At 41.2% G+C, this 26,100-nt stretch carries 25 protein-coding genes; 12 read left to right on the top strand and 13 right to left on the bottom strand.

The window, feature by feature from the left end:
* Positions 1–40 precede the first annotated feature (40 nt).
* The 11 genes from BXO87_RS02220 to BXO87_RS02170 all read left to right on the top strand — a co-directional run bounded on the left by BXO87_RS02220 (position 41) and on the right by BXO87_RS02170 (position 7,545).
* The gene (locus tag BXO87_RS02220; RefSeq protein WP_076851169.1) at positions 41–781 is read left to right on the top strand and encodes a sigma-70 family RNA polymerase sigma factor; all 741 of its coding nucleotides are present in this window, start codon (positions 41–43) and stop codon (positions 779–781) included.
* A gap of 16 nt (positions 782–797) precedes the next feature.
* The gene (locus BXO87_RS02215) at positions 798–1,124 is read left to right on the top strand and encodes a hypothetical protein (RefSeq protein ID WP_076851168.1); all 327 of its coding nucleotides are present in this window, start codon (positions 798–800) and stop codon (positions 1,122–1,124) included.
* A gap of 97 nt (positions 1,125–1,221) precedes the next feature.
* Positions 1,222–2,001: a nucleoside/nucleotide kinase family protein gene (locus BXO87_RS02210; protein ID WP_076851167.1), complete on the top strand. Its 780-nt coding sequence runs from the start codon at positions 1,222–1,224 to the stop codon at positions 1,999–2,001.
* 9 nt (positions 2,002–2,010) lie between these two features.
* Positions 2,011–2,799, top strand: a complete 789-nt coding sequence (locus BXO87_RS02205; protein ID WP_076851166.1) for a 3D domain-containing protein — start codon at positions 2,011–2,013, stop codon at positions 2,797–2,799.
* A gap of 79 nt (positions 2,800–2,878) precedes the next feature.
* Positions 2,879–3,178, top strand: coding sequence for an HU family DNA-binding protein (locus BXO87_RS02200; RefSeq protein WP_076851165.1), 300 nt, complete (start codon positions 2,879–2,881; stop codon positions 3,176–3,178).
* A gap of 318 nt (positions 3,179–3,496) precedes the next feature.
* Complete coding sequence (locus BXO87_RS02195; RefSeq protein WP_076851164.1) at positions 3,497–4,108, top strand: host-nuclease inhibitor Gam family protein; 612 nt, start codon at positions 3,497–3,499, stop codon at positions 4,106–4,108.
* The gene (locus BXO87_RS02190) at positions 4,109–5,071 is read left to right on the top strand and encodes a sigma-70 family RNA polymerase sigma factor (RefSeq protein ID WP_076851163.1); all 963 of its coding nucleotides are present in this window, start codon (positions 4,109–4,111) and stop codon (positions 5,069–5,071) included. It abuts the gene before it with no gap.
* A 13-nt stretch (positions 5,072–5,084) separates the two neighbouring features.
* On the top strand, positions 5,085–6,497 hold the full coding sequence (locus BXO87_RS02185; protein WP_161941449.1) for a PcfJ domain-containing protein: 1,413 nt from the start codon (positions 5,085–5,087) through the stop codon (positions 6,495–6,497).
* A gap of 60 nt (positions 6,498–6,557) precedes the next feature.
* Positions 6,558–6,929, top strand: a complete 372-nt coding sequence (locus BXO87_RS02180; RefSeq protein ID WP_084191229.1) for a nucleoside triphosphate pyrophosphohydrolase family protein — start codon at positions 6,558–6,560, stop codon at positions 6,927–6,929.
* A 21-nt stretch (positions 6,930–6,950) separates the two neighbouring features.
* Positions 6,951–7,253, top strand: a complete 303-nt coding sequence (locus BXO87_RS02175; RefSeq protein ID WP_076851161.1) for a hypothetical protein — start codon at positions 6,951–6,953, stop codon at positions 7,251–7,253.
* Between the two features lies 1 nt (position 7,254).
* A complete protein-coding gene (locus BXO87_RS02170) occupies positions 7,255–7,545 on the top strand; it encodes a hypothetical protein (protein WP_076851160.1) in 291 nt (96 codons plus the stop codon).
* Between the two features lie 41 nt (positions 7,546–7,586).
* Here BXO87_RS02170 and BXO87_RS02165 read toward each other — a convergent pair whose 3' ends face one another.
* From BXO87_RS02165 to BXO87_RS02145, 5 genes are all read right to left on the bottom strand, one after another.
* Positions 7,587–8,741 (bottom strand): flagellin N-terminal helical domain-containing protein, encoded by a 1,155-nt coding sequence (locus BXO87_RS02165; protein ID WP_076851159.1) that lies wholly within the window; start codon positions 8,739–8,741, stop codon positions 7,587–7,589.
* A gap of 30 nt (positions 8,742–8,771) precedes the next feature.
* Entirely contained in the window at positions 8,772–8,960 is a 189-nt protein-coding gene (locus BXO87_RS02160; protein WP_076851158.1) for a carbon storage regulator, read from the bottom strand.
* Between the two features lie 131 nt (positions 8,961–9,091).
* Entirely contained in the window at positions 9,092–10,294 is a 1,203-nt protein-coding gene (locus BXO87_RS02155; RefSeq protein ID WP_076851157.1) for a LysM peptidoglycan-binding domain-containing protein, read from the bottom strand.
* 15 nt (positions 10,295–10,309) lie between these two features.
* Entirely contained in the window at positions 10,310–10,624 is a 315-nt protein-coding gene (locus BXO87_RS02150) for a hypothetical protein (protein ID WP_076851156.1), read from the bottom strand.
* Between the two features lies 1 nt (position 10,625).
* Entirely contained in the window at positions 10,626–10,979 is a 354-nt protein-coding gene (locus BXO87_RS02145) for a hypothetical protein (RefSeq protein WP_076851155.1), read from the bottom strand.
* Positions 10,980–11,106: 127 nt separating this feature from the next.
* Here BXO87_RS02145 and xerA point away from each other — a divergent pair, with 127 nt between their 5' ends.
* Positions 11,107–11,964, top strand: coding sequence for a site-specific tyrosine recombinase/integron integrase (gene xerA, locus BXO87_RS02140; RefSeq protein WP_084191228.1), 858 nt, complete (start codon positions 11,107–11,109; stop codon positions 11,962–11,964).
* A gap of 63 nt (positions 11,965–12,027) precedes the next feature.
* Here the strand turns inward: xerA and BXO87_RS02135 are convergent, their stop codons facing one another.
* From BXO87_RS02135 to BXO87_RS02100, 8 genes are all read right to left on the bottom strand, one after another.
* The gene (locus BXO87_RS02135; RefSeq protein ID WP_161941448.1) at positions 12,028–15,795 is read right to left on the bottom strand and encodes a DNRLRE domain-containing protein; all 3,768 of its coding nucleotides are present in this window, start codon (positions 15,793–15,795) and stop codon (positions 12,028–12,030) included.
* Between the two features lie 129 nt (positions 15,796–15,924).
* Positions 15,925–18,765 carry a GLUG motif-containing protein gene (locus tag BXO87_RS02130; protein WP_076851153.1) on the bottom strand — a complete coding sequence of 947 codons (2,841 nt, stop codon included), beginning with the start codon at positions 18,763–18,765 and terminating at the stop codon, positions 15,925–15,927.
* Positions 18,750–19,355 carry a hypothetical protein gene (locus BXO87_RS02125; RefSeq protein ID WP_414627001.1) on the bottom strand — a complete coding sequence of 202 codons (606 nt, stop codon included), beginning with the start codon at positions 19,353–19,355 and terminating at the stop codon, positions 18,750–18,752. The genes BXO87_RS02130 and BXO87_RS02125 overlap by 16 nt, the downstream gene beginning before the upstream one ends.
* Positions 19,356–19,398: 43 nt before the next feature.
* The gene (locus BXO87_RS02120; protein ID WP_076851151.1) at positions 19,399–19,890 is read right to left on the bottom strand and encodes a hypothetical protein; all 492 of its coding nucleotides are present in this window, start codon (positions 19,888–19,890) and stop codon (positions 19,399–19,401) included.
* A gap of 78 nt (positions 19,891–19,968) precedes the next feature.
* Positions 19,969–20,415 carry a hypothetical protein gene (locus BXO87_RS02115; RefSeq protein WP_076851150.1) on the bottom strand — a complete coding sequence of 149 codons (447 nt, stop codon included), beginning with the start codon at positions 20,413–20,415 and terminating at the stop codon, positions 19,969–19,971.
* Between the two features lie 114 nt (positions 20,416–20,529).
* A complete protein-coding gene (locus tag BXO87_RS02110; RefSeq protein ID WP_076851149.1) occupies positions 20,530–21,261 on the bottom strand; it encodes a hypothetical protein in 732 nt (243 codons plus the stop codon).
* An 11-nt stretch (positions 21,262–21,272) separates the two neighbouring features.
* Positions 21,273–22,397, bottom strand: a complete 1,125-nt coding sequence (locus tag BXO87_RS02105; RefSeq protein WP_076851148.1) for a hypothetical protein — start codon at positions 22,395–22,397, stop codon at positions 21,273–21,275.
* A 12-nt stretch (positions 22,398–22,409) separates the two neighbouring features.
* Complete coding sequence (locus BXO87_RS02100; protein WP_076851147.1) at positions 22,410–26,045, bottom strand: hypothetical protein; 3,636 nt, start codon at positions 26,043–26,045, stop codon at positions 22,410–22,412.
* Positions 26,046–26,100: the final 55 nt, after the last annotated feature.

The raw sequence follows: 26,100 nt of genomic DNA, 5'->3' as shown, positions 1-26,100 counted from the left end.
CATTTTTATCAGCGATAACTAATGCTGAAGGAGTGGTGTAATGAATAACAACGATGAAAGCTTTAGAGCTTTAGAAGATGACGAGTTTATTGCTAAATATGGAAAGCTTGTCCCCTACGCTATAAAGAAAATGTTCTCACCTGGGGCGCTCTCGATTGTATCCAGGAATACTAACCTTGAGTATGAAGACTTAACCCAAATTGGATTCATCGGTTTATGTAAAGCAAGAAAGAAGTTCGACCCCTCTTATGGGTATGCCTTTAGTACATACGCCCATCCCTTGATTCAAGGGGAGATACAAAGAGCACTAAGAGATAACTCTAAAATTAAAGTAAGTCGCGGCATACATGACCTAAGACAAAAGATAATTAAAGCCGATATGCTCCATGACTCGATCTCTTCTATTGCGGCTCATTTTAATGTTTGCAAGGAGGATGTCAAAAAGGCTTTAGGGTACTCCCCCTCTTACCTATATCTTTTTTCTACCCCCTCCGATAACAACCAAGATACTAAGGAAATCTACAGCGAAGCTGTTCCTGATGGTTTTGATTTAGAGGAGGAGGTCTTAAATAAAGAGCTTATAGAGAGTTTTTACTTAAAGGGTGGACTTACTGATACAGAGAAGAATGTATGGCATTTATACGCCTATGAGAAATTAAGCCAGGTAAAAGTGGCAGAGCGGGTGGGTGTTTCTCAGACTCACGTAAGCCGCATTCTTCAAAACGTCTTATTAAAGGCTAGAGCGTTTGGAAAAAGAACTGGATTGCAGCACACACAGTAACAAGGAGGTTAGATTAATGTTACCTCACACATGCAGGGTCGGTGATCTAGTTGAGGTCATAGAGTATGGTCATAAATTCCACGGCCGTATCGGAAAAGTCGTTAAAAAAACCTACATTAAAATAACTGTCGACTTTTACGGAAAATTAATTGATTTCCTCCCCTCTTCCTTGATACTGAAGGCAAGGATAGGTACCGCTAAATACAAGGTGTTGGAAGAAACTATTCAGGAAAACTATACTCATAACCTTACTAGAGAAGATCTTAATGATTTAATAAACTACGCCCTCGATATAAGGGATTTTGAATGGGCCTATGAATTAAAGCAAAGAAGAGACAGTTAAGTCTGCCTCTTCTTTGCTTTACTTTTCTACAACCCGCAACTATACAGTACGTCATCTCGATCACTACGGTGACCCACAAAAGAAAGGAAGTGCTGTAATGGATCTAAAAGTAGGATCAGTTTTTCAGTCAGGCGAAAAGGTTGTTTTGGTTTTTGGTGTTTCAGAATCCGTAGACTTCATTGGGGGTACTACACAATCAGGTATCGGTATTAACTTACAAACCGGGCAAGTTGACAGCGTTAACCAATATGCATATCCGGTAAAAAGTTTTAATGATTTAAGCGAAACACAGTTAGAGGGTTTCTCGCACTGCTACCCAATACTTAGATCTATGTTAAAAGCCTCCATCATCACTATCTCAGGCAAAGCCCGTAGCGGGAAAGATCTCCTTGCAGATGAAATCGTCAATTCGAAGGGTTATATGAAACTTCCTCTAGCCCACCCTGTAAAAAAGGTCCACGAAATCATCTACGGTCCCTGCGATATAAAAGACAGGTCGGGACTTATATTGATTGGCGAGACCATGTGTGAAAAAGACCCCCATACTTGGATTAAAGTTTGGCTTCGGGAAGCCATTGATCGCTTTATAAAAGGCAATAACAAGATGAAATTTGTTATCTCCGATGTAAGAAAACCTAATGAATTCACTTTCTTTAAGTCAATGGGGGCTTTAACTATCCGTATCGAATCTGATGAAGAGGAACGAAAAAAAGTCATAGTAAAGAATGACGGGAAAGAAGCCTTAAAATATTTAGAGGATAAGACAGAGTCCTATGTTGATAGTTTTGACACAGATCTAGTCCTCTACAACGGATACGATCAAAATTATTTCAGTGAAATCGACATGGTGCTCGAAAGACTAACAAACGAAAGGTAGTTGGTAGCGTTGAAGAACCTTTTACTGCTAGGGGTAATTGCTACGAGCCTTGGACTTAATTCTGCCCAATTTGCACAGCAAAAAGCAGAAGACAAGGAGGTTGAAAATAAAACCTCAGGCAGTCCCATAGTCTTTAGAAAGGAAGCTAAGAAAGATTTCCCCCTGCCACAACAAAATTATAAAGAGGTGAATGATTACAATGTACTCCATCGACAACTTGATGCTCTTAAAAAGCGAGAAGATGAACGAGAACGTAAAGAACTTAGAAAACAACAAGAAGAACGAGAACGCGAACGAATTAAAGAAGAGAGACGACAAAGAGAACTTGCTGAAAAAAGGGCACAACAACTTGCTGCGGTAAAAGCTGAACAACAACGTAAAACAAGACTGCCAGACAAAAGAAAGAAAACAACGCCAAAAAGTGAGCAGCCTCCAAGAGTCCCTAAACCACGCAAGTCTACCGTACCCGCAACAAGTAAGGGCACGTTAAACATAGAATTTTCTTATTATGTAGCAATGTGTGATTCAGGTTGCACAGGACAGACAGCAACAGGTATAGATGTCACCAACACAGTTTATTATCAAGGAATGCGGGTAGTTGCTACAGATCCGACTGTGATACCCACATGGTCCATCGTACAATTTGATATGGGTGGGCAACCTGTCAGGGCAATAGCATTGGATACAGGAGGCTACATTAAAGGTAACAAAATTGACATGCTTGTGGGTTCAGTTGAAGAAGCAAACCAACTAGGGAGGCAGGTCAAGAAAGTTGAAATAATCCGCTACGGTAAATAGTAGGACAACCTCAAAATGTTATTTTCAGTACCTATATTCTTATAATGTTTACGTCAAACAAACGAAAGAGGTGACTACTGTGGCAGACTATTTCCTTAAAGACTTAAAGAAAGACGTAGCAGAAAAGCTCGGCTATACACAAGATATTGTGGAGAATACCCTACGCACTGCTTTCGACATAATTGGTGACAAGGTTGCCATCGATGGGGATAAAGTTTACCTTATTGATTTTGTTAACTTAGAGCCGAAAGATTATGCCGCGAAACAAGCAAAGAACCCACAAACCGGCGAGCCTATGGTAATCGCTCCATACCGTACCATTCTCTGCAAACCCACCAAGGCAATGAAAAGAAAACTTAAATCCCCATTCGCAAAATAAAGAGGGTCTACACCCTCTTTTTTTTGTTGTCTATTACCTCTTTTATCCCCGACAAGCTTATATTTTGAGAGTTTTATTTTGGTCTGCCGGCTTAGTGACTACATAATCCATTTCCATTTTTTTTTATTTCAAGCGGCACTTAGCTCAGGTGGCACATGAAGAGCGGCAGTCCTCCCTTACTTGCCTTCCCTTGTTCCCTATTTACCAGTACATGTCGAAAGTCAAATACAGTCCTACGACTCACGCCGCAACTAACTCACCCCTCGTTTCGATAACTAATTTGGAAAGTAACACACCATATTTAGGGGGAAGATGTCAATGCCTAACATTAAAGAGTTATCCAAAGAAATCTACAACTCGCAGGACGTTGTAGATTTTGACGAATTGTTCGAAGGAGATAACACCAACGTAAAAGTTTCGAACTTGGATGAAGCAGCTCGCTACGCCTACGGTCTAGCGGAAACAAGAAAATCTATCAAGGAACTTCAAGAGGTTGCGGAAAAAGAAATCGAAAATTGGCGGTCTAAAATTACAGAAGTTGAAGAATGGTTAAGAGACGTGCTGACTCCTCTAAAAGCAAAAGAGGAACACTTAGCCACACACCTACAGCTTTACCACATTAATCAATACAACACCGCTAAAACAGAGAAAGAGCAGAAAAAACTCACCTCCATCAAACTACCGTATGGGGTTACTCTTAAATCCCGAGCGCAAGCTGATAAATTCGAGGTGGCCGACGTTCCGACTTACAGAACGTACGCAAAAGAAAATAATTTGTTAAAACCAGCAGTAGAGCCTGATGTAAATTGGGCCGAGCTGAAAAAGAATCTTGCTGTAACCGATGATGGTAGAGTCCTAGACAAGAGTACCGGAGAGTTTTTGGACTTCATTAAAGTAATCCCACAAGAGAGAAAGTTTGAGGTGAAGTAAATGACCTCAAGCAAATATGAGCAACTCAGAAAAGATGGTCTTCCTGACCTCCACAACAATGACCTTTTAAAGGCTTGCCTTGATGATTCAGACCTCTTAGCTGAACTGTTACAGAGGAATAAAGATTTTATCTTCTCTATCATTGCCCATTACAAGGGTAATGTTGAATCCCTTAAAGATCGCTTCAACATTTCAGAAGAAGAGCTATTGCAACACGCCTACATAGGCATACTTACAGCTCTAAGAGACTTTGATTTTACAAGGGGTGTCCGCTTTACTACTTTTGCGTATCGCCCCATCCTTTGGGAGATTAATCAATTTCTGTATAACGATTCACGCCTAGTCCGATTGAGTAGAAGTGCTGTCAGCTTAGTAAAGAAAATGGAGCAAGTAGAGAATGAATTAGGCTACTTTCCCAAACCTGATGAAATGTCCGATATCTTAGGGGTCCCTTCATACAAGATCCAGGAAGTCCTGAGGTTTGCAAAAGACCTTACTTATATAGACTCCCTACAAGATTTCGACATTGAGGATTCTACGATCGGTTATGAGAAAGAGGTCCATGACAAAGTCTACGTACAAAGTCTTTTAAAAGAATCAGGATTAGATGAGTTTGAATCAAAAGTGGCTGAACTCATTATGGATGGGCTAAACAACTCAAAGATCGCCGAGACCCTTGGCGTTTATCCAATGACTATAAATAGAGCGATAGAACGAATTCGCAGTAAAGTGGAGAATGATTTTGACGATCGCCGGATATCAAAATATGAAAAAGAAATTGAATTAATAGCAGAAGAAATGGAAGAACGAAACTGCATAATGCATATCGACGATATCAAGGATCTGTTGGATGTGTGCGGTTACGCAATAGCCACCTACACCCCACGCATTCTCTACTACATTAGACAAAAAGCAATGAAACGCGTAAATGAGGCTCTAATTGACTGCTGCGGCCAGTATTAATGGAGGGATGAAGTTGGATTACCGAGTACAATTAGTTGTTTCAAATGGTCGTGCAGTAGATAAGGACATTTACTGCACATGTGGACACAATAGGAAAGTAAAGTATCAAGAAGAAGCAGGATGTTGCCCAAATTGTGGGGTTACTGAGACAAGGGAAATCAACTACATCTATACGGGTTACACGTATACAGATACCTTACTCAAAGTCATCAGTAAAACAGATCAAGAATTTCACATCAAAGGAGAGGAATTCTTAATCTCGTTTGACTTACCTGAAAAGAAATTTACACCCGTATTGAAAAATGTTAGATCCTTATCCTTTAGCTTAAAGGATAAGATAATTCATTTGTCAAAGAACGGACAAAAATTGTCGCCTACAGACTCTAATATAAACCCATTCTTTAAAGGAGCTTCAACAGAAAGAGTCCTGGACGCAATTTCAACCGACCGCAATAAAGAGCTATATAGATTTTGCTATAACCGCCTAAGCTGTATGGGTTATGAGCGTAACAAAATGTGGGGCAGAGGCCTTACACGTTTAAAGAATTACCCTGTTATTGAAACAATAGGACTAAGCCCCTTGGTCAATCACCTTGATGACTTTTGGATGTCCCACAAAACTCTCACGAGATCAAAAGAAACAATGTCCCCCTACAAACTTTTAGGAGTTCCAAAGTTCATGCTTGATTTTATAAGCCGTATGAGGACTTATCCCACCTTTAAACATGAACGGATCAGGCAGTTGTGCCAGCATTTCGACGGTAATAGCGTCAAACTTGTAATGCAAATATTCGACGAAGAGAGTGACATAGACAAAGTCTACAATATAGCTGAAACTCTAATCGAATTAAACAAGGATTATGACTATTCAGATCTAAGACGTACCATTCTCTATATCACTAGAGAAGTCAAACTTGAGCAGGGTATCGTCGATCCCTCCGAAGCTATTACTCTCTTACGTGACTTAGCAAGAATGAGTAATGCTATGGAAAAGTCGTTCACTAAATACCCTAAATCACTGAAAAAGGACCATGACGTAGCCTTAGCAAACTATAAAACAAGAGAAAGCGAGTACAAACAAAAAGAGTTTGTAAAGGTAACGGAGCACCCGGATTACAGAGGACTGGCCTTTACCGGCAAGACCTTCTCTATTGTTGGACCAAACTATGTTAGAGAGGTGATAAAAGAAGGTGAATCCTTATCCCACTGTGTTTCCTCCTATGTAGACGACATCATAAAAAGGAAGTGCAAGATACTCTTTCTTCGGGATACTAAGCAGCTAGACGAATCTTTAGTTACTGTTGAGGTCCGAGGCGACGTTATCCGCCAAGTTCGAGGAAAATTCAACAGACGGCCTAACACTGAAGAAAGAGCTTTCATTGAATTGTGGGCCAAGACAAAGAATTTAGAAATACAGTGCCATTAAATTTTCGCAACTATCGGCCAACTAAGATCGATCACTATTGTGAAAGGAGGATGTTAAAAAATGGACATCAAGAAGTTTCAAGAGCTATCGCTGAGAACAATGCCCTCTATTGGTTCTCAAGTAAAAGTCGGGGGTGATGTGGTAACAATGACAAAACCGCTTATCACTGCCAATTACGCTATGGGTCTGGCGGGAGAGGCTGGCGAGGTTACTGACCTTTTTAAGAAAAGTGTCTTTCACGGGCACCCCCTAGACAAGCAGGAGGCTGAAAAAGAGATTGGCGATGTAATGCACTATGTTGTAGGACTGGCTACTCTTTTAGGACTCGATATGGAAACGATTCTTGATAAAAACATTGAAAAACTTCAAAAACGTTTCCCTAACGGTTTTAACTCGGCTGACAGTGTAAAACGTGCAGACGTTAGTAATTAAAACCCTTTGGAGGTATGTGTAATGAAAAAAGTCATTTCTAAAATCAAGGGTAAGAAAAGGGATATCACTACTTTAGGTGATGTGGTTGAGCGTGTAGATTGGGCTGAAAAAGAGATCCAAGAAGCCGAAGATAAACTGGTTGAATTGGCTCAGCGTATCCATGACGGTGTGTCTGAATTAGAGAATGCTGAGCAATCCTCAACTGAGATTGTTGAACGTCACTTAGAGATCCAAGAAAAGGCCCGCACCCGCAAAACTGAATTCCAGGCGAAAGGCCAAAAAGTACAAGATCTAATCAATTCCATTCAACAGGAGGTAAAATAACATGGCGGAAACTCTATTTGCTAGTGCTACTCTTCTATTATTTGTTGCAATCTTGACTGAATCAATCACAGAGGTGGTTAAAAACCTCTTCCCTGAGGGGTTGATTCAGGATAAGCTAACATATATCCTATCCATAGCTGTTGGTATTTTACTCGCTTTTGTCTTTAATCTTGAACCTTTTGGTTTAGACGGCGTAGGTGTAATTGTAAGTAAGGTTCTCATGGGAATCATCGCCAGCCGTGGTGCCAACTACGTAAATGGATTCTTAAAACGTTTTGAGATTCTAAGATAACCAAAACAAAAAGACTACCAAATTGGTAGTCTTTTTTATTATTAACCTTTAAGCAATTGAAGAACTTGCTGAGGTTGTTGGTTAGCTTGCGCAAGCATTGCTTGAGAAGCCTGAGTAAGGATGTTGTTTTTCGTGTACTCCATCATCTCAGAAGCCATGTCTACGTCACGGATACGTGATTCAGCAGAAGTCAGGTTCTCAGAAGAAGTACCAAGGTTGTTGATTGTGTGCTCTAAACGGTTTTGAACCGCACCAAGTTTAGCGCGCTCGCTAGATACTGTGTCGATAGCTGTTTTGATTGTTGTAAGAGCTGAAGACGCAGCTTTAGCAGAAGATGAGATATCGATACCTTTTGTAGCGTCTTTATTTACTGTAGTAGAAGTTGTAGTGTCAGCTCCCGCAGTAGCTTTTTTAGTTAAGTCTGCGCCATCAATAGCAGTAGCTTTAACAGCCCCTGTTTTATTTAAAGAATTTAGAACGTCTTCTTGTGATGCAGTAATAGTACCATCAGCTTTTTGCGCTAATGTTACAGTTACTGTTTTGCTAGTCTCATCATAAGACGCAGTTGTTTTATCTACATCAGCATTTCCAGCCGCAGCGAATGAAATTTTCACGGCTTGGCCTTGATCGTTTCTTACTTCGAGTTCAGAGTTTCCATCAAGTGCTGTCTTTTCGCCAACTTGGCCAATAACTTTTAAAGAATCAGCGTTCATGTTGTTGATTGAAAGGCTCATAGTTTGACCTTCGTTAGCACCGATTTGGAAAGTCAGTTTGTCAGCCGTGCCATCAAGCAATTTCTTTGTGTTAAACTCAGTATCTGTAGAAATTCTTGTCACTTCAGAAGAAAGCTGATCCATCTCTTTCTGTAACTCGTCACGGTCAGAAGTAGTGTTCGTGTCGTTCGCCGCTTGAGTTGCAAGCTCGCTCATACGCTGAAGAATGCTGTGAGTTTCGTTTAATGCTCCCTCAGCAGTTTGGATAAGAGAGATTCCGTCTTGAGCGTTTTTAGACGCCATGTCTAAACCGCGGATTTGAGAACGCATTTTTTCAGAGATCGCAAGACCCGCTGCGTCATCACCAGCGCGGTTGATACGAAGACCTGAAGATAATTTTTCCATGTTTTTTGCGGCAGAGCTTGAACCTGCATTCAGCTGACGGCTAGTGTTAAGAGCCGCGATGTTGTGATTAATTCTCATTTTCTTTACCTCCGTGTAATGTTTGGTATTTTAGAAATCAAAGACTTCCCTTTCTTTGACTTCCGCCCGGAGAACTCTAAATTCCTTTGGAGCGTCTATAACAAAACGGACTTGGTTACGTGAATCTTTGTCTTCAATAACCTTAATGCTTATTTCATTGCCTTCAGAGTCACTGATTACAACGGATTCTTCAAACTTTCTAGACAACACAAGTGCCACAGTATCCCCTCCTTAGAATTTGTTGTTCGTCCTGACAATTAATATATCGACACCACTTCCTGAATGTTTATAGCAGCCTTTAAATTTTTTTTTCAAAGATTAAAAAACCACCTATAGAGGTGGTTTTAATCTTAAAACATTACATTCCAAGTGTTATATCCAACGATCCCGTCAACCCCTAGGAAAGGAAACTTTGATTGATAATTCCTTACTGCTTTCTCTGTCCCCGCTCCGAAGTTACCGTCCACACTTACTTTTAAAGCTCGCTGAATCGCTTCAACGTCTTTACCGCGCGCTCCACGTTTGACAGGAGAACCGGGATAAGGCCTTACAGGTTTTTGTTTAAGGTATTCAGCTAAACGGCTATCTACCTTTTTTGCAGGTGTGTTTTTTTCTACGTTTCGTGGCGAAGAGGCGGAGTTTGTATAGCCTACGAGTATTTTCTGTCCAATTTGGAGTTTTCTTGGATCGATTCCTGGATTAAGTTTTTCAATATTACCTACGGTAGTTTTAAAATCAACCGCTAGGTGAGAGATTGTAGGACTACTCTTAGAGATTGTGCCGTAAACAGGGCTTGTCCCGCCTTCGTTTTTCTCACCTTCCTGGATTAGTAATGTACTGCCTACCTGGAGAGCAAGAACATCAATTTCAGGATTTAATACTTTCAGTTTTGCGACGGACGTGTTGTACTTTTTTGCGATACTCCAAAGAGTATCTCCCGACACGACTTTGTATGTTTTCCCGATCTTCGCTGTCGAAGGTTGTGGCTTTGCGGTCTTACCGGAGCATTCACTGTACTCAGCAGCCACATCGCTGATTAATTGATTGTATGTTTTTCCAATATGTTTCAGGCCGTTCGATGGATCAATTTTCCGTTTGGGATCTAAAATCTCATGGCCTACAATATCCCTCTTAGGGTCTAGTCCGAACTTGTAGCAAAGGTACGCTAAAATCCAAACATAGCGTGCGTAAGATTTCTCCCCATCTATACCCTTCCCCCAACAAAGCTCTACTCCGATTGCCGCGTCGTTTGCGTCAGCTCCGTACATTTGATTATCGGTGGTCACATTATAAATGACATGGTAAGCCCTCTCCGGTGTACCGAGTACAGCGGGTATACACTCCCTAATACCAACGTCATCAACGAAAATTTGAGCGCCAGCCGCGACATCTGGTGAGTTTCTGTAATAATTTATATTCCCTTTAGCTGTTGATCCTGGATTACCAGTATCATGCGCTACAAGGAATTTTACATTTATCTTCCCTCCAGGACGTCTTTTAGTTCCTGAAGGCAGTAGATCTGAAATAATATCATATTTCATTTCAAAACCCATATAGCATAACCCCTTCTACTTGTTATTGTCAGGATCTGTCTTAAAAACAGTTTCTTCCTGATCAGTATCCACATTATAGGTAGGGCTTTTGTTATCTTCTCGTTTACTGCGAAAAGGTTCTGTGACAAAGTCTGCCACATTCATGCCTACTATGCTAAAAATAAGAACCTTGACTAGATCTAATAGATTAGCTGTAATGTCTCCTGTATCAAAATGAGAATAGAGAGCGTAGCCGAATCCTGCTAATGCCATCACAACCAAAACTGAAAATCTTGTCTCATTTACCGACAACCCATCTTTCCAATAGCTACCTTTACTGTCTTTCTTCAAGCTACTCCCTCCTTTGTAACTCTTCTCTTAGTTGGTTGTTGACCATAGTTAAGGTGTGTACTTGTCTCTCTAATGCTTCGTTCCGAGTAGTTAATTGCTGCACTTGAGTTTCTAAAGAAAGGTTAGATTTTGTTAAACGTTCCACCTCCGAGGTTAGGCCTTTCACCTGATCTTGGTAGGCTAACATCATCTCTTTTAACTCCGTCCTAAACTGTTTCTCATCCTCAGAAAGTAACTGACGATCATTGATGGTCAGGTCCTTCTTGCTAGAGTTATGTGCCACCAGGTAACCGAATCCCCCTGTGACAAACATGCCTAGAACAGAAGCAATAGCGGAAATTAAGCTGTCTTTCATCTCAACCGTCACCTACCTTTAACACTAAATGTATATATATAAGACCTGGTGTGGTCATTGCTAACAATTGACACTTAACATAATCTTTTATATAATAGTATTATGTTAAGTGAAAAGGGTTGATTTTTTGAGCTACATAAACAGATTCGAAACACACATGAGAGTAGAAAAAGACTTATCTAACAACACAATTTCCAATTATATGAGGGATCTTAGCAAATTTATCGACTACATAGATGTCGATTTGATAAACGTCTCTCCGGACCATGTTCGATCCTTTATTTCCCACCTATCTCAAAATGGCCTAAAACGTAATTCCATTAACCGTGCCCTCTACTCGCTTAAATCCTTTTACAAGTACCTAAATGAGGTTGAAGGTGTGGTACAAACCTCCCCCACTGACGGAATAAAGGTTGGCTCTCGCGAAAAATCATTACCTAAATATCTCTCTAAAGAGGACGTATTACGTCTTTTGGAAACTGCAAGCAAAAGTGGAGTAAGAAGTCACCTTTATGCCGAGCTTTTGTATGGATTAGGTGGCCGTGTTGCTGAGGTCGCTGCCTTACGTGTCGAGGATATTGATTTTGAAGGAAGGTATATCCGTTTGCGCGGTAAAGGAAGCAAGGAAAGAGACAACCCAATACACGAAAGCTGTGTCAAACTCATACAGCAATACATCGAAGATCGAGGCATAACCTCAGGGTTCCTCTTCCCGCATAGGTTTGATAAATCTAGGCATGTAACAAGGGAAGCTATATTCCTCAATATAAAAAATATCGCAGAGAAAGCTGGTATAGACAAAAACCTTGTCAGCCCTCACGTTTTCCGGCATAGTTTCGCCACACACTTGTTGGATAATGGATGTGACATGGCCATTGTCCAAGAGTTTTTAGGGCATGAGGACATCTCAACAACTAAGATTTATGCCAAGGTTACAAGAGGAAACAAATCAAATAACTATAAAAAATTTCACCCTCTTGCCTGATAGCATTATAGTTTAATTGAATTAAAAAATAGCCTTACCTACGAAGGGTAAGGCTATTTATATTCACATAATATAGGCGTAAGGGTAAGCTGTTATTACCTCGATACCGGCACTTAAATCGTTAGATATTTTTATCACGGATATCGCTTTAAGATCAGAATTGTCACTAACCCTAATTCTGATTACCCCGGTTAATTCGGAGTATTCATACACATCAATTGCACTAACAAGATTACCTTCGCCGAATGACTGTATTTCTACTGATCCGGTTAATTCACTTACTTGGTTTATTGTAAGGGAGCCATAGATATCAACAGCTCCAAAGAATCGAACAGACACCTGAGATGGTAGGTCGCCGGCACACCAATTACGCACTGAAATTGAAGCACATAATTGGCCTCCGTCGCCCCAAGGGTCATTCCATGCCTTAATTTCTGCGGAAGCCGCTACATCATACGAATCCAATTTTCTGATATCAATTAAGCCTAATTTATCTTGATACCTGGATTTATTCACAGACACATTGGAAGGTAGACTGTCCGTATACTTAATAAACCCACCGATCGACAGGTTAGAGTTCTGAGCTAACCGGACAAGAATGTTACTAGATAACTCGTGACCCTCATTAACACGGACGCCAACACTAGATCCTAGGTTACCAGAAGCTATACCTAGATAAGACATCAAATCAGATACACGTCTCACCCGCACTGACAGTGCGCCAACTAAGTTTTTAAACCCATTGTTGGGAACAGTCAACGAAGATTGAAGATTGCCTGAGAGAATAGTAACCGTGGAATATTTATCAGCATTCGTTCGTAGATTTACAGTTGAAGGTAACTCTTCTCGGTCCCCCTGTGGAACATTTATTGCAGAAACCAAATCGTTATGGGGGCTTCTTCGAACGACAACTTGCCCGCCTAATAAAGATTTTTCATACACTTTAATATGCGATTTTAAGTTAGGGTTTCCTATGTTACCTTTCCCTGGAAGATCATTTCTATAACGGACATAAACGGAAGAGTGTTGGTCTCCTTCACCTTCTGCCCGTACTACAATTGAACAAATAAACTGAGCACTCTCTTTTATCTCCAGTGATCCATAGAGTTCAAAATTTCTTGTTACCCTAAAATCAGCAGTCAGGTTATCACTAGTGTTTTCTCCGTTAGATGTTACCCGTACCGTTAATAGTGAATCGAAATCTTCCCTATTCAGTACGTAGATACTTGAATCTTTATTTGCCTCAGATACACTGAGACCTGAAACTAGCTGTCCTCCGTCCTGATCTGGGTCTCCCCACACTCTGACCTGTAGACTACCTTTTAGATCATTTCTGTACAGGACATAGACTTCACCGAGTTTATCCTTCTCATTGGCTGCAATAAAGCTCGATAGATCCACCGAACTCTTCTGTCTAATGGAAATACGCCCATCTTTAAAATCGTAGTGCCCTCCAAATCGAGGTGTTACAGATCCACTTAATTGGGGACGACTGACTACAATTCGTGAGGGTATGTCTCCTGGAGCCTTGATATACATGTCTCCCGGGACTTCTTCCCAAAAGTTGTACTGCTTGACCTTTACTTGAGATTTTAAGTCCTTTTCTGTTGAATTCCTAATGCTCAATTCAGATAATAGATGGCTATCGTCGATTGTGTATACAACCATGTCATAATACTCGACTAGCAATTCAGGCCGTCTTTCGGTGTTTTCTCTAGTATAAAAGCCTTTCATGAGGCTTCCTAGCTCATTTACCGCCTTTAGCATAAAACCGAAATTCGCTTTTTTGCCGCTATGCCAATCCTTAACAAGAGGAGTTACATCAATTTCTGTGTACTTTCCAGTCGTATTGTTGAGCACGTAGGTTGTAGAGAACCCTTCTTTAGCGACCCTAGGTTGAGAATCCCAGGTTACACTAAGCTCATTCCACTGGTCCATTAATTCATTTAGTTGAACTGCTTGGCTTACGCCTCTCCCGTCATTGTAGATACGGAGGGTTGCTTTACCAATCTCTGTGTTGGCCTGAGGTACTTCATTAATATCGAATCCAACAAGAGACCTAAACGTCTCAGGGAAAGGTGATTCAACCTTTCCTACATACATCTGCGTTTCGGTTCCGTAATTGATCTTAGGAAGATACGATCGTACAAAAGCGTCTCTCACAGAATAAAGGGTCTTTATAACTTTTGGTCGCTCTCTCAAGTCGTACCTAGCCACCATACCGCCTTTTGGCGTCAATCTGATCATAGATTTCAGATCAGAAACTTCTTTAATGCTGAGCTTAGAAGTTAACCAACCAAAATAGATAGGGGTTATGCTGTACTCTGCCTGTAAATGTGATTTTAGGTTTATAAAAATTTCAGAAGGAAGATCACTGAATTCCTTGATACCTAAATATGTCGGGAGTTCATTTAAGTAGGTAGGGGTTAAGTCGTATTTAGCTCTCATCGCTGACTCGATGGTTATTGAGATAGTCGAGTGAATATCCTTTTTGGCCGGTACAGTGATGTCTCCCTTTAAGTCATCTAAGTATATGCCCTGAATCTGATAAGCGGCTGTGATTAAAGCTCTTGTATTAACCTTAATAACACCCTGCATATCCTTAGTGGAATAAACTGCAATCTCTGACAGCATGTCACCTTTTGTTATACCGTCAACAGCGTACTTTATTTCCATGTACCTATTCGTTATTAGGTTTACACCAACTACCGATGGTAAGTCTGCTCCAGTCTTGACTAAGACTTCCCCACCCAAATCTGATCTACTTACCTGCTGAGAATCGTACCTAGCGGCCATCTTTATTTCTTGCAAACTTACTGTAATGTCTGAAAGCAGGTTAGGTGAAACAACGTTCAGTGTAGATTTTAAATTCTCTACATGTAGTGGGTTAACTCCGTACCTGGATTTAAACCTTGCAATAGGTGCGACGGATATGCTTGAAATCAGATTATTGTGTTTAGCCACACTTAGGGAGCCTTGTAGATCATCCCCTGTAAAAATTTGAGTCCCGTACTTCCCCCGCACATAGGTAATGGGATTTACGACTACTATTCCTTTTAAATCACTACATTCCTTGACGTTTGCATTTGACGATAAATCATCAAATTTATTTTTTGTTATTTGGTATTTGCTTTCCAGGTTACCAGTTATACCTATTCGGAGTGTACTTTGAAGTTCATCCCTGTAAAGGATTAAACCCTTACCTCTTATCTCACTTTCCTGGCTACCGCTTAACATCCCTTGGTTATAGCTATCAGATATCTCGTCGAACGTTAGGGATCTTTCGTACAACCGTAGGACGGATAGCTGTCCTTCAAAATACGATTGGTTTCCGGCACAATCTTTTCCAACTACAAGGTCATAAGAGTTAGCCTTGTAGTTACCTGCCTCAGGTAAACTGAACCCCTCGGGAGCTGCATTCCTTAATCCCCAAAGTCTCTCACCGTCAAAAACTAATGCAATGTGAGTCCATTTTTTAACTGGCACCCCATTAAAAGTAAAGCGACAGTTATGCGACTCCGTTGTAATCTGTGCCCTAAACTCATTGGAACTTTGATCATAATATAAAGAGAACCCTTGTTCATCGCCTTTACCAAAAGAAAGGATATACCCTGTGTTGGATGGTCTAATCCAAGCCTCAAGGGTAAATCCTCCATTTCTCGGTATTAGCTCGTCAAATCTATCTACAGTCATGTAGTTAGACGAACCATTTAGACTAAGCGAGTAAGGGTCTCCATTTATATTCTCCCCGGTCCAACCTCTGTCCGTTGAGAAATCAAAATCAGTTAAAGTCGCGTTATGTTTTTTATACGTCAAATCAAACCATGTCACTGTAGTGCGGCTATTGAAACCCTGACTCTTGCCGTTGTCCGCTAAAGCAGCATGTAAGTGTAGTATCAACCCATTCAAAGGATACATCTATATCACGTCCAATCCCATTGTATTGAGATGACTTTCTCGTTAAGCAGGACTAGCCTTTGCCTTCAAATCGAAAGTCCCGCCCTCCTGTACAGTCACATCCGAGCTAAAGCGAACAAAGAATTTTTTAGAATCTCCGATAGGGACTGTCCCGCTGAAAGCAATATCAGTTGTTGGGACAAAAGGGTTATCAGTCAAGCTAAGCTCAACTGTGATACCGTTTTTTACAGTCTCACTATCAACCCAAGTCTTTAGCTGGACGACCGGAAAGTCAGCATTATTCTGCAACCATACAGGGAAAGAACGTGAAGTTGTTCCGGCCACTAACGTACCATAATCTAGGTAACGCAAAACATTACCCTTCTCATCAGTATAGTATTTACCTATTTGATTTCGGAAACCTAGTATCGGTAATTCGGGTTCCTTGAATTGCAGTAGATTAGGGTCTTCGTCGTAGTTTCCATCGAAGAAGTAGGTACTCGTAAAGTCCCAGCTCGTAGGTGGGTATGTTCCGGGGTGCCTAATTTCAGCTGTGTATTTAGGTGTTATCTCAAACTCTTTCATTGCTCCACTACCGGACCGCTGCTGGTCGTAATATACTTGCTCCCTAGTTACTTTGTATTTGTAGGAATAACCCGAATAAAAATCTGCCTTGTAGTACATTGCATTTCCTGCTACGGTTTTAGCTAAAACTAATACACGCCTGAACGTAAACGTGCTATCGTTAGTATAGGTGTTAGAATAGCCGAACACCCCTCCACTTTTAGAACATTGTGTTGCCATGTCGGCTGCTGATATTACGTCTTCCATAACAGTGCCTGTAGCCCAGTTAATATACCTACCAACAATCCCCCCCAAAATGCCTCCGTACTGAATCCACTGACCTCTAGCGGAACTTCTGTAAATTTTGGCGTAGCTGTCCATTTGACCTACGATTCCCCCCGCATAATCGGCATTCATAGTCAGAGTCCCGTTAAACGTACAATCTCTAACTTCTGCGTATGTCTCCAAGCTACCTACTAGGCCGCCACCAATCCCTTTAAAGTCCAACTTAAAGTTTTGGAATTCAGTAACCTTACAGTTTTCAATTCTTCCATCTCCCTTTTGGGATGAGTAAAGAGAACCGACTAATGTACCCGATGGGCCTCCAGCAGTAATTTTAATATCCACCAACTCAAGGTTTTTAATGATCCCTTGATTTACATACTTAAAAAGACCGCAGTAACTCTCATCGGGCCTGTTGATGTAAAGGTTTCCAATAGCCTTACCGTTGCCGTCAAAAGTTCCGTAAAAGGCTTGATGCGCCCATCCAATTTCTTTACCTTCGTGGCCGATAGGGAGCCACCCCTTGCCTACGGTAGGGTATTCAAGTACCAAGTCTGTCTCTAACCGAAAGTTTGCGTATAAGTAGTGCCTTACCTGCTCTAAGTCAAAGGAATTTTGGATAAGGAAAGGCTCCTCTATTGTCCCCTTACCTTTTGCATACCTAATGAATCGTCTGTTTTCAGGGTAGCCGTTATTCACCTTATAGTCACCCATATGCCACTCGTTCCAAAAATCAAAACCTTTACCTTCAAAGGTATCTTTTCTCTTTAAATCAGAGGTTTTTCTTCCCTGGGCCGCCCCGGCTGAGATTGTAACCCCTGACTTATCTGTGTCATAGAAATTGTCGTCTCCAAGGGTTCCTGCTTTATAGGAACCAGCAAATCCACCTATATTCGATAAGTTTTGAGCTATGGTGGCATCAATAACTTTACCGGTTGAGAATGATTTGAAAATATTGCCATTCTCCAACCTGCCGATAAATCCGCCTAAGCTTTCCCCACCTGACTTTACCTGGACATGAGAGTAAGATCTGTGTATGCTTCCTGAATCCTTATAGCCAACCAAGCCCCCGGTGTACAGGCCATTTTTGGATTTATTCTCAACCGTTCCCGAGATAACCGCGCAATCATATACATCTCCACCAGAGCGACCTACCAACGCACCTACATAATTCCCAGCAGCGTTGACGTTTACATTGGTAAGTTTAACTCTTTTAATTACTCCACCCGTCTGAATTGCAAACAAACCAACATTATCCCCAGACGAATTAATGTATAGATCTTTAATTTCAAACCCCCGACCATCAAAGTAGCCTGAAAAATTCTTTATTGGGTTAAACCCTGCACCTGTTTGGTGAGCAGTCATTATTATATCTCGATCTTGGATAAAATACGCTGTTGGGTTGGTGCTTAGTAACGAGAGATCACCTTCTGTTGAAATGATGTAGGGATCGCTTTGTGTCCCGCCACCGCCGGAAAAGTGATCCACATAAATGTAAGTTTTACCCTCCGATTTCAGATAATATGGCCGTTCTTGATTATCTTGAGTTTTAGGTCCAATAAATAAAATTTCAGGGTTACCGTCTTTGTCAGGATCTGTAGCTACAAAGACTTTGTCATAATCGTCTTTCGGCAGAATTATGACCCCGCTTGTGTTAGACGCCCCATCTACCCAAGTAAATTCGCGCGGGTAATGTATTCCTGCTTCATCTAGTTGTTCAGGTAGGTTGCTAACGCGTTCTCTACTGCGCACTGATATTGGAGATGGATCGTCAGTATCTAGAATAATCTCACTGATCATGTGGGTTTCCTGAAACACGTCATAAAGAAGTCCTAAATCTTCCTGGTTAACGACCTCGGATATGTTTTCCCAATTACGGTCCACTAGTATTTGTACGGGGTAGTTGTATGTCTTTAGGTGTGTCTTATCGCCAATAACCTCCATAGTATAGTTGCGGATTCTTTCTGAATCTTTAACGATACTTCCGTCTAAGTTATAGTTAACACCGTAAATAATATTTAGTAACTCTTCTTTAGTCAGCTTTACTGAACTACCCATTTTAGTTCACCCCCGACATTTTGTTTTAAAGGTGCCTGTGTTTCTAGCACGTCTCTTCCATTGCTGACGATAATAAATTTGCCGTCCAAATCCTTGTCTGCTACAAGCCAAAAAGTAATGTAGGCTGGCTCATTTAAAGGCAGGTGAACAATAGCCTTAAAATGGAACGAGACACCGTCAATATTTAAGTTGGTCTTAAATCCTACATTGTACTGTAGAATGCGGTTAGAAAAGGTACCTTGTCCTTTAAAACCCGAAGTTAGCCCCGACGCCTGAGCGTCCTTATAAGTTATGATATCGTTAATATCGTATTTAAAGACTCCGTTCAAAGGCAGCATTTTGCCGTCCACTTCATAGGCCACGTGGATACGACGACCAGCCACATTTAGGACTCCATCCCGTTCAAAGTAGATTTTCTGACCATGCCCTACGAGTCCAAAGCGAAAGAGTCTGTCCCTGTCGATATCATAAAAACTATTTTCTTCCTTAGTAGCGAAGTCAAATTCAGATAGGTGAGTACCGTCAGGGTACTCAGCCATCCAAATAAAGTCCTGCGCCACTGGAGATTTTGAATATAGTTCACTCTGCATAAACATTTTATCTCCCCTTACCTCATTGCATTGAAGTCTGATCTTAAACGTACTGGTAAGCCACACGTGTTAAGAAGGCCACGTTTCCTGCTGTTGCGTTACCTGGAACATCTGCACGTAAAATAACCTCTGCATAGTTACCTTTCGCACTTTCCTTGTTTCCGCTATTCTTCACTCCCAAAATTTCGTTAGCGTTAGGGGAGAATGTACCGTCATCGTTTGTGGTATTTCCACTTGCTTGGATAGGGTGTGTAGTGAGTCCCCCAATGTTTGTCCGTCCTGTCTCTCCCGCAGAAACTACAGTGACCTGAACCCACTGGTTAGTTACCAGTTCCCCTGTATTGCCTCCAGCACTATCCTTGGTAGTAATAGTACAGTTCGTCATCGTAGAAAGGTCTGTCGTGCCGCCAAAGTTGTTCCAAATTAAAACTCCGAAATCTGATGAAGGTGTTCCTGCGTCTATCGTTCCAATATTCCAAGAACTTACTGCTCCTGAGTTATCTTGCTTTCTCCAATTGACCTGCGGTGCTGCCATAGATAATTACCCCCTAAATTAAAAATATAGTGTCTACAGCCTAATGATCGCTGCACACACCTCTATAGTTGCGGATGGCTATTCTTCCTCCACGTCTAATTCAACAACTAACTCAACCGTTATATCTCTTACACCTTCTCCTGCTTCAATGACATTAACCCTAAAATGGTCATTTTCATACACAGTTTCAAAAGAGGGTTTAAAAGAGTAGGGTTTTGTAGAAGTCCTATTTGATTTGTTGTTAGCATTAATAGAAATCTTGTTTTGAAATACACTCTCCCACCTAGGTGTGGTGTCATAAGCCTCTTGAGCACATTTCTCAATATCGATTGTGGTAGGTGTGGTTCCTGAGGTTCCACATGAGGCGTAGGAATTTATTAGCCTCCCTTTATAAGGAAAACGGACTTCTGTCTGAACAGGCCCCACTTTTACAAGGGAAGGGATAATAAAAACCATTACTTTTCTCGATACTTTTCTGATTCTCCTTGAGTTGAGTTGTTCCCTGTTATATCCCATGTAATCCATTAGTTCGTTCCCCCTTTCAGCAGGATATACACATTATAAGAATGAAACTGATAATATTAACCCTTAACAGAAAACCCTCCTAAGTAGGAGGGTTTAAATTACTTTATATTGTTTTTAAGTGTCTACTCTGACCGAAGTACGTAATAGTCTCCTTGTTGCCGGATCGTATGAATACCCTTTAGTCACCTTGTTTAGCAGGCTTCCTGAGCTATCGGTGTAGTATATGATTTCGGTCTTCATCTCACCTTTTATGTGTGGATCTTCATCTTCGTAGTAAGTAAATTCCCGGACCAAGGAGTAGTCACCGGTAATTATTTCACGTGTGATCTGATCTCTTGAATTGTGCTCATAGGCTATGTCTACCTCAGCAGTTCCTCCGTACACGACCTCTAGCTGTCTCTGTATCTCATCTAACCGTTCATCAAGAGTTCTAGACGGTTCATCTCCATCCTTAAATCTACGAGCGTCTGTTATTTCCTTCTTTAACTCGTAGAATTCGGTGCCGCTGACTGTTGCCTGTCCTCTGCTACAATATTGGTTTTTATACACCTCAATAAATATCTGATCGCCTATTTTAAGGTTGAGCTGATTCCCACTATCATCGGCACCGAGCAATAACTGGATATGTTGATCATCAACTTCATTGTAGGAAATACCTTCATTTAATCGTCTCCCGTTTAGGTACACTTTTAGAAGTCCCTTATTTATTTCGTAAGTGTGCCCTGTAGGTATGGTGGGATTAACTTTTCCGTAAGTATCAAGGAAATTCTGATCCACAAATAGAAGTGTTTCTTCCCAGTCTTTCGTTACAGGGCTATACCTGTGTAATGTCATTTTGGTACCCATATCCTCTCCCCCTAATCGTTATTGATTTCTAAGAAGAAGTGCGTCGGGCGCATTCCCTGTTTTATATCCTCATCGACCGCAACCGTAGATTTAGCTATCCTCACCCAAAAATCTTTTGATTGTCCGGCCGCTAATGTACCTACTGCAAGAGAAGAGTCCTCATAAGTCCCTGGAGTACCGGAGTTATCAGGTGCAAGGTCACACCACTCCCAACCAAACTCTTCTCCATAAGCTGCTATACTTATCCGTACATTTTCTGCAATATTTCCAGTGGTATCATTAATGATTGTCATCTTTTGCTCATTAATTCCGTTTTTAAGCGGGCCTATGTTAGTCGGATTAATCTCACTTAGGTCATGCCCCTTCCAAGAAACTTTCAGGTCTGTACCTCTAAGGAATACGTCGCCTCCGTACATTTCTGCTACTTCTGCCTGTTCATCTACCAATATATAATTTCCGTTTCCATCTTTGTCATAGATGTTGATTTTCCCTTTAAAAGGTACGCTAGGCAATTCAATATCAATTCCTGAATACCCCTGCGGAACAATTTGCTTACTTACTGGACTCATTGAATCAGCGTCAAGCAACTCGACCTTACACATACTACTAACGTTTCCTACGCTAATGTGAGTACCCCTACATAAAATGACCCTATCAATGGAGAGGGGAGTATATCCAGTTCTTGGGGTACCTTTCAACACTACTCCCGCCATAGATGGGTCAATACAAATTGTCGAGTCGAAGAGTTCCCATGCTTTATTCTTCTCTGCGAAAAACGTCCAAAGGTTCTGCCTCTTTACGGCACGCCAAATGTTGTAGGCTCCCGACTGAACGCTATCCTCACTCTCTAAGAACTCCACTTTCTCAAGAGCATTTTTCCAAATGACTAACCCTCCCTCATCTCCTAAATATTGAGGATTATAGTTAGCATGGACCTGGATTAGAAGTTCAGACTCGTTTTGAGGTAGAGCGAATAAAGCATTGGTACTTCTGTCAGTAGGGTTGTGGTTTAGAGTTAACCGTTTATCCACTTCACTGTAATCATAGGAGTCAGAGGGGGACACAGTCCAACGTGTGTCAAGTGTTTCAAAATTGTCGTCGAAAATAAGCCCACTCTGTACTCTATGGATACTCAATTCAAATTCCCCCTATCTAGTTTTCTTGCTGTCCCAATTATTCCACGCTGGGTAGTTCTTACCCATTAGCAGCCAAACCTTACCTTTTTTATTCAAGTCAGTTCCAGGATCTTTCCAAGGCGGTTCAGGAGGTAATAACCCAATACCTAAATCATCATCAACTTCTTCTACTGAATACTCCCTATTTGGTTTTTCTGAGAAAGTTTCTCTAGTTAACTCTAAGATAGATAGACGGTCTTTCTGTCCTTCGTCCTCACCAGAGACAGAAATCAAGAATGATTTGGCTTTGTCTGTTACTTCGTCAACATTTATATGGATTTCCCCTGCGGATTCTCGTTTACTGTTTTCTTCATCCTCGATTGTAATACGGTATGATGAAGAACTATTTGCCGTGTTCTCCATATCCATAGACATTATAGACGACCTACTCTTATCTGCTTCGTCATCTTCGTAAAGCCCTAAGATTCGTTCAGTGTTTTTCTCAGACTCTTCCTCCTCTGTGATACTTATTAACCGGCGGCTACCTTTTTCGACGATCTCATCTTTATTTAATACGCCATCCTCAAATGTGTAAGACGATGTAAACAGAGAATGCTCTTCAACAAACGAGTCTAATTCCATACTAGGGTTAGCGTTATCTTGCACAACTAGAGTGACTTCTGACTCTTTCTTTGAAACTGATAAACTAAAATCTACCGCTTCGATTTCTTCGTCTTTTGTTGCACCCGATCTATCAGTTCCTTCGACTACAAGGTCTACTTCTTCACTCTCTCGTGTCCATCTGTCTCCTGATTCTAATGTAATATCGGATGTGGATTCAGTTTTACCGTGATTAGGATTCACTATCACAAAGTCTAAATCCTTTTTAGTCTGACCCAGAATGCTAAAGTCAAGAGTGAAGTCTTCTGTTCCCTCTAAATTGGATAACGTTAAGTGGTATTGATTGTAGAGGTCTACGACACTTTCCTTACCCTCTGCTTTTTTGTAGCTGTCTAAGGTGATGTCTGTGCTATCTTGTATTGAAACAGCCTCTAGGGTAGGATCTAATAATAAAGTTTTCTCAATTTCATCTAAGTAGTAGCTATCTAGATCTTCATAGAGGACGTCTAAACTACTTACATGAGAAGCTTCGGTTACTTCCTCCTCTATACTCGAAACTAAAGTTAGTTGATTCAGGGTACTTACATCATCCCCATCCACCTCCACATTCTCACTCGGTTCGGATGATTCAGCTTCAACGGAAGATCTTACTATCGTTTCTTTTGTTGTGCTTCGTTTTGTACTTCTCCCTGAACCTTCAATCACGGTAGTGCGTATACTCTCTCCAGGAGATGGTATATCTTGAGACTCAGTCGTTACCTCAAATTCCGTATAGCCCAGTATTGCATTTTTGGCGTTTTCAATAAGAACATCACTATCGCCCTTAGTTACCGCTAAAGGTTGTCTACCTATATCCGCTTCACTTGAGTAGCTTTTCAAGTAAAGTTGATCTTGACTCTCCAGCTCAATCCAAGAATCGGACAGTCGGGTATTGAGGGAATCTGTCTCAAGTAGCGAAGTATCAAGTACATTGTTTGATACTAAACTCTCCTCTAAATAGGTGGTGAAGGTATCCTGAGCGTCTTCAACGGCATACGCAGAGGTTTGCGAGAATAGGGGTGCTTCCGACACGATCTCCGATTCTTCATTTTTTTCTCTATGTTGAATAACAACGTCGACAGATGGTTCTCTCTTATGAGGTGTATCCCACCTACTCAGCTCACTTTCGAGGTATTGTTCGTCTACTATAGATGACAAACCCGACTCAATTTCTATACCATGATAACTATCAGCAGCATAGCTGGAGTTAAACTCTAATGTCCCCCAATCAAATACCCTTGTTTGAGGCAGAGCCTTTTCCTCTGTAGTTACTTCACTTGCAAATTCTTCATCCGTATAATCCACTAACGAACCGTATTCAATTTTACTTTCCTTTTCTAATGCGCCATTAAAATTCTCACCTTGGTCAATGAGAACTTCATTTTCTCTACTTGCCGCTTCCCCTATAATCCCTGACTCAAGTAACCCATCGCCAGAAGAGTTTTGACTCATGTGCTCAGAGGATTCAAGCGTTACATCAAAAAACGGGTCAGTTAAGTCCCCTGCCTCTCTGATATACAGCTCCACATCTTGAAAATTTTCCGTAAGCTCTGTATATTCTGCTTTTAGGGTTACTCCGGCAGTTACTTTATTTTCTCCTCTACTTCCGATGAGAATCTCACCTTTATCGGCATTGTTTCCGTCACTCATTGAATAAGTGTCTTCTATTGAACCCGCCCTTTTAGGTTGAGTTTTATCTAATGCCTCACCACTACCTGATGAGATCTTTTTATATTCAAAACCCTTCGAGATCTTCGAGCTACCCGACTGCTGCACATAAGTTGAAGAGTTTTCCAACTTTGTCGGCCTTTGCTCACTCCACAAAACATGCGTTGTCGCTTGTGACTCACTCATGTCTTTTGGCGGACCTGTGTAGTTGACTACATTGACATCTAACCCCTCAGTGTAAAGTTTCTCACTTTGCTTTACTAAACTTGATTGTTGTTGGTCTGATTCTTCCAAACCATAGGTGATCCCTATTGGCGTGGTGAATGGTTCGTTGAATCTCGCAACTTTAACAAGGTCGGAGAAAGAACCCTTATCCTCAAAGGCCAATAGAGGTGAAATCCTTGAATTAACTACTCCACTTACACTGCTTAGAATTATAGGTATGGACTTGGAGCCTCCCTTTAATTCATCTACCTCCGATCGATGGATAAACGTCCTTGAGTCGGATATGCTCAGCTCAATTATTTCAGATTTCTCAAACCCCTTTGCAGTCTCCGTCTTTATGGTATTAAATCTTGACCCAGCATTGTACACGGCCTCTAGATTACTACTGTATAGCCGGTGAGTAATGGCCTCCATTCTATCAACGACAAATACAGTTTTTTCTGTATCTGACTGAACTTCCCCAACCCTTACCACAAGTAGATCGTTTACTTCATGCGGCTTATCTCCAGTAAACATTGATAGTCCAGTATCAGGTGACTGATCAAAGCCGTAAAAGGGTATTGGGCTGAAACCCGTCAAATCCGACGGCAATCTCGCTTCCAGGTTGAGTTTAAGGTAATCGACTATGTCCTGTTCAATTATCTGGCCGTCACCTTGTTTAACACCTTCCGTCTGGAACCCCATTGAGGAAGTTTGTTTTATGTTCTTCGCAGCTACCTGGTCTGCGAGTAATACATATTTCTGATTAAGGGGATGGCTGACCTCCTGCTTAAATAAAGAACCTTTGTTGGAGGTCTTGGCTCCCTTTTCGATTTCACTGTCGGTATCTGCTATAGAATGTGCATTCCCAAGATTCAATATTGTAGGTTGAGACCCTTCAATTATACTTTCCATTTCAACGCTAACTTCGGAATCAGTATTTACCTTTCGTTTCACTTTAGTACCTAGTTTGATGTCCCTCGCCACCCAAGCGCTATACCTATTCCAAGGTTCGAAAGATACAGGTACGTGGTTAGTATTGGAGATGTTTTCGTGGCGGTTAAACATTAGTACATAACCCTTTTTAGTATAAAAAAGGGTAGTGAAACTGAGTAAATAGCGCTTGCTTTTACTCATCGTCCACCACCCACCTTTCCAAAGAATATCCCTTGCTTCCACACTAGTGGTCGAA

Source organism: Bacillus sp. GZB (genome assembly GCF_001975995.1).
Lineage (GTDB): Bacteria > Bacillota > Bacilli > Bacillales > Bacillaceae > Bacillus > Bacillus velezensis.
Note: the sequence above shows the minus strand (reverse complement) of the source record. Positions and strands in the feature narration are given on the sequence as shown.

Bases quoted from the DNA above. Each gene is read 5' to 3' on its own strand.
- BXO87_RS02180 (WP_084191229.1), top strand. From the start codon at position 6,558: ATGGACATCAAGAAGTTTCAAGAGCTATCGCTGAGAACAATGCCCTCT.
- BXO87_RS02195 (WP_076851164.1), top strand. From the start codon at position 3,497: ATGCCTAACATTAAAGAGTTATCCAAAGAAATCTACAACTCGCAGGAC.
- BXO87_RS02145 (WP_076851155.1), bottom strand. From the start codon at position 10,979: ATGAAAGACAGCTTAATTTCCGCTATTGCTTCTGTTCTAGGCATGTTT.
- BXO87_RS02220 (WP_076851169.1), top strand. From the start codon at position 41: ATGAATAACAACGATGAAAGCTTTAGAGCTTTAGAAGATGACGAGTTT.
- BXO87_RS02210 (WP_076851167.1), top strand. From the start codon at position 1,222: ATGGATCTAAAAGTAGGATCAGTTTTTCAGTCAGGCGAAAAGGTTGTT.
- BXO87_RS02190 (WP_076851163.1), top strand. From the start codon at position 4,109: ATGACCTCAAGCAAATATGAGCAACTCAGAAAAGATGGTCTTCCTGAC.
- BXO87_RS02165 (WP_076851159.1), bottom strand. From the start codon at position 8,741: ATGAGAATTAATCACAACATCGCGGCTCTTAACACTAGCCGTCAGCTG.
- BXO87_RS02110 (WP_076851149.1), bottom strand. From the start codon at position 21,261: ATGGGTACCAAAATGACATTACACAGGTATAGCCCTGTAACGAAAGAC.
- BXO87_RS02125 (WP_414627001.1), bottom strand. From the start codon at position 19,355: ATGCAGAGTGAACTATATTCAAAATCTCCAGTGGCGCAGGACTTTATT.
- BXO87_RS02175 (WP_076851161.1), top strand. From the start codon at position 6,951: ATGAAAAAAGTCATTTCTAAAATCAAGGGTAAGAAAAGGGATATCACT.
- BXO87_RS02130 (WP_076851153.1), bottom strand. From the start codon at position 18,765: ATGGGTAGTTCAGTAAAGCTGACTAAAGAAGAGTTACTAAATATTATT.
- BXO87_RS02155 (WP_076851157.1), bottom strand. From the start codon at position 10,294: ATGGGTTTTGAAATGAAATATGATATTATTTCAGATCTACTGCCTTCA.
- BXO87_RS02170 (WP_076851160.1), top strand. From the start codon at position 7,255: ATGGCGGAAACTCTATTTGCTAGTGCTACTCTTCTATTATTTGTTGCA.
- BXO87_RS02120 (WP_076851151.1), bottom strand. From the start codon at position 19,890: ATGGCAGCACCGCAGGTCAATTGGAGAAAGCAAGATAACTCAGGAGCA.
- BXO87_RS02115 (WP_076851150.1), bottom strand. From the start codon at position 20,415: ATGGATTACATGGGATATAACAGGGAACAACTCAACTCAAGGAGAATC.
- BXO87_RS02100 (WP_076851147.1), bottom strand. From the start codon at position 26,045: ATGAGTAAAAGCAAGCGCTATTTACTCAGTTTCACTACCCTTTTTTAT.
- BXO87_RS02215 (WP_076851168.1), top strand. From the start codon at position 798: ATGTTACCTCACACATGCAGGGTCGGTGATCTAGTTGAGGTCATAGAG.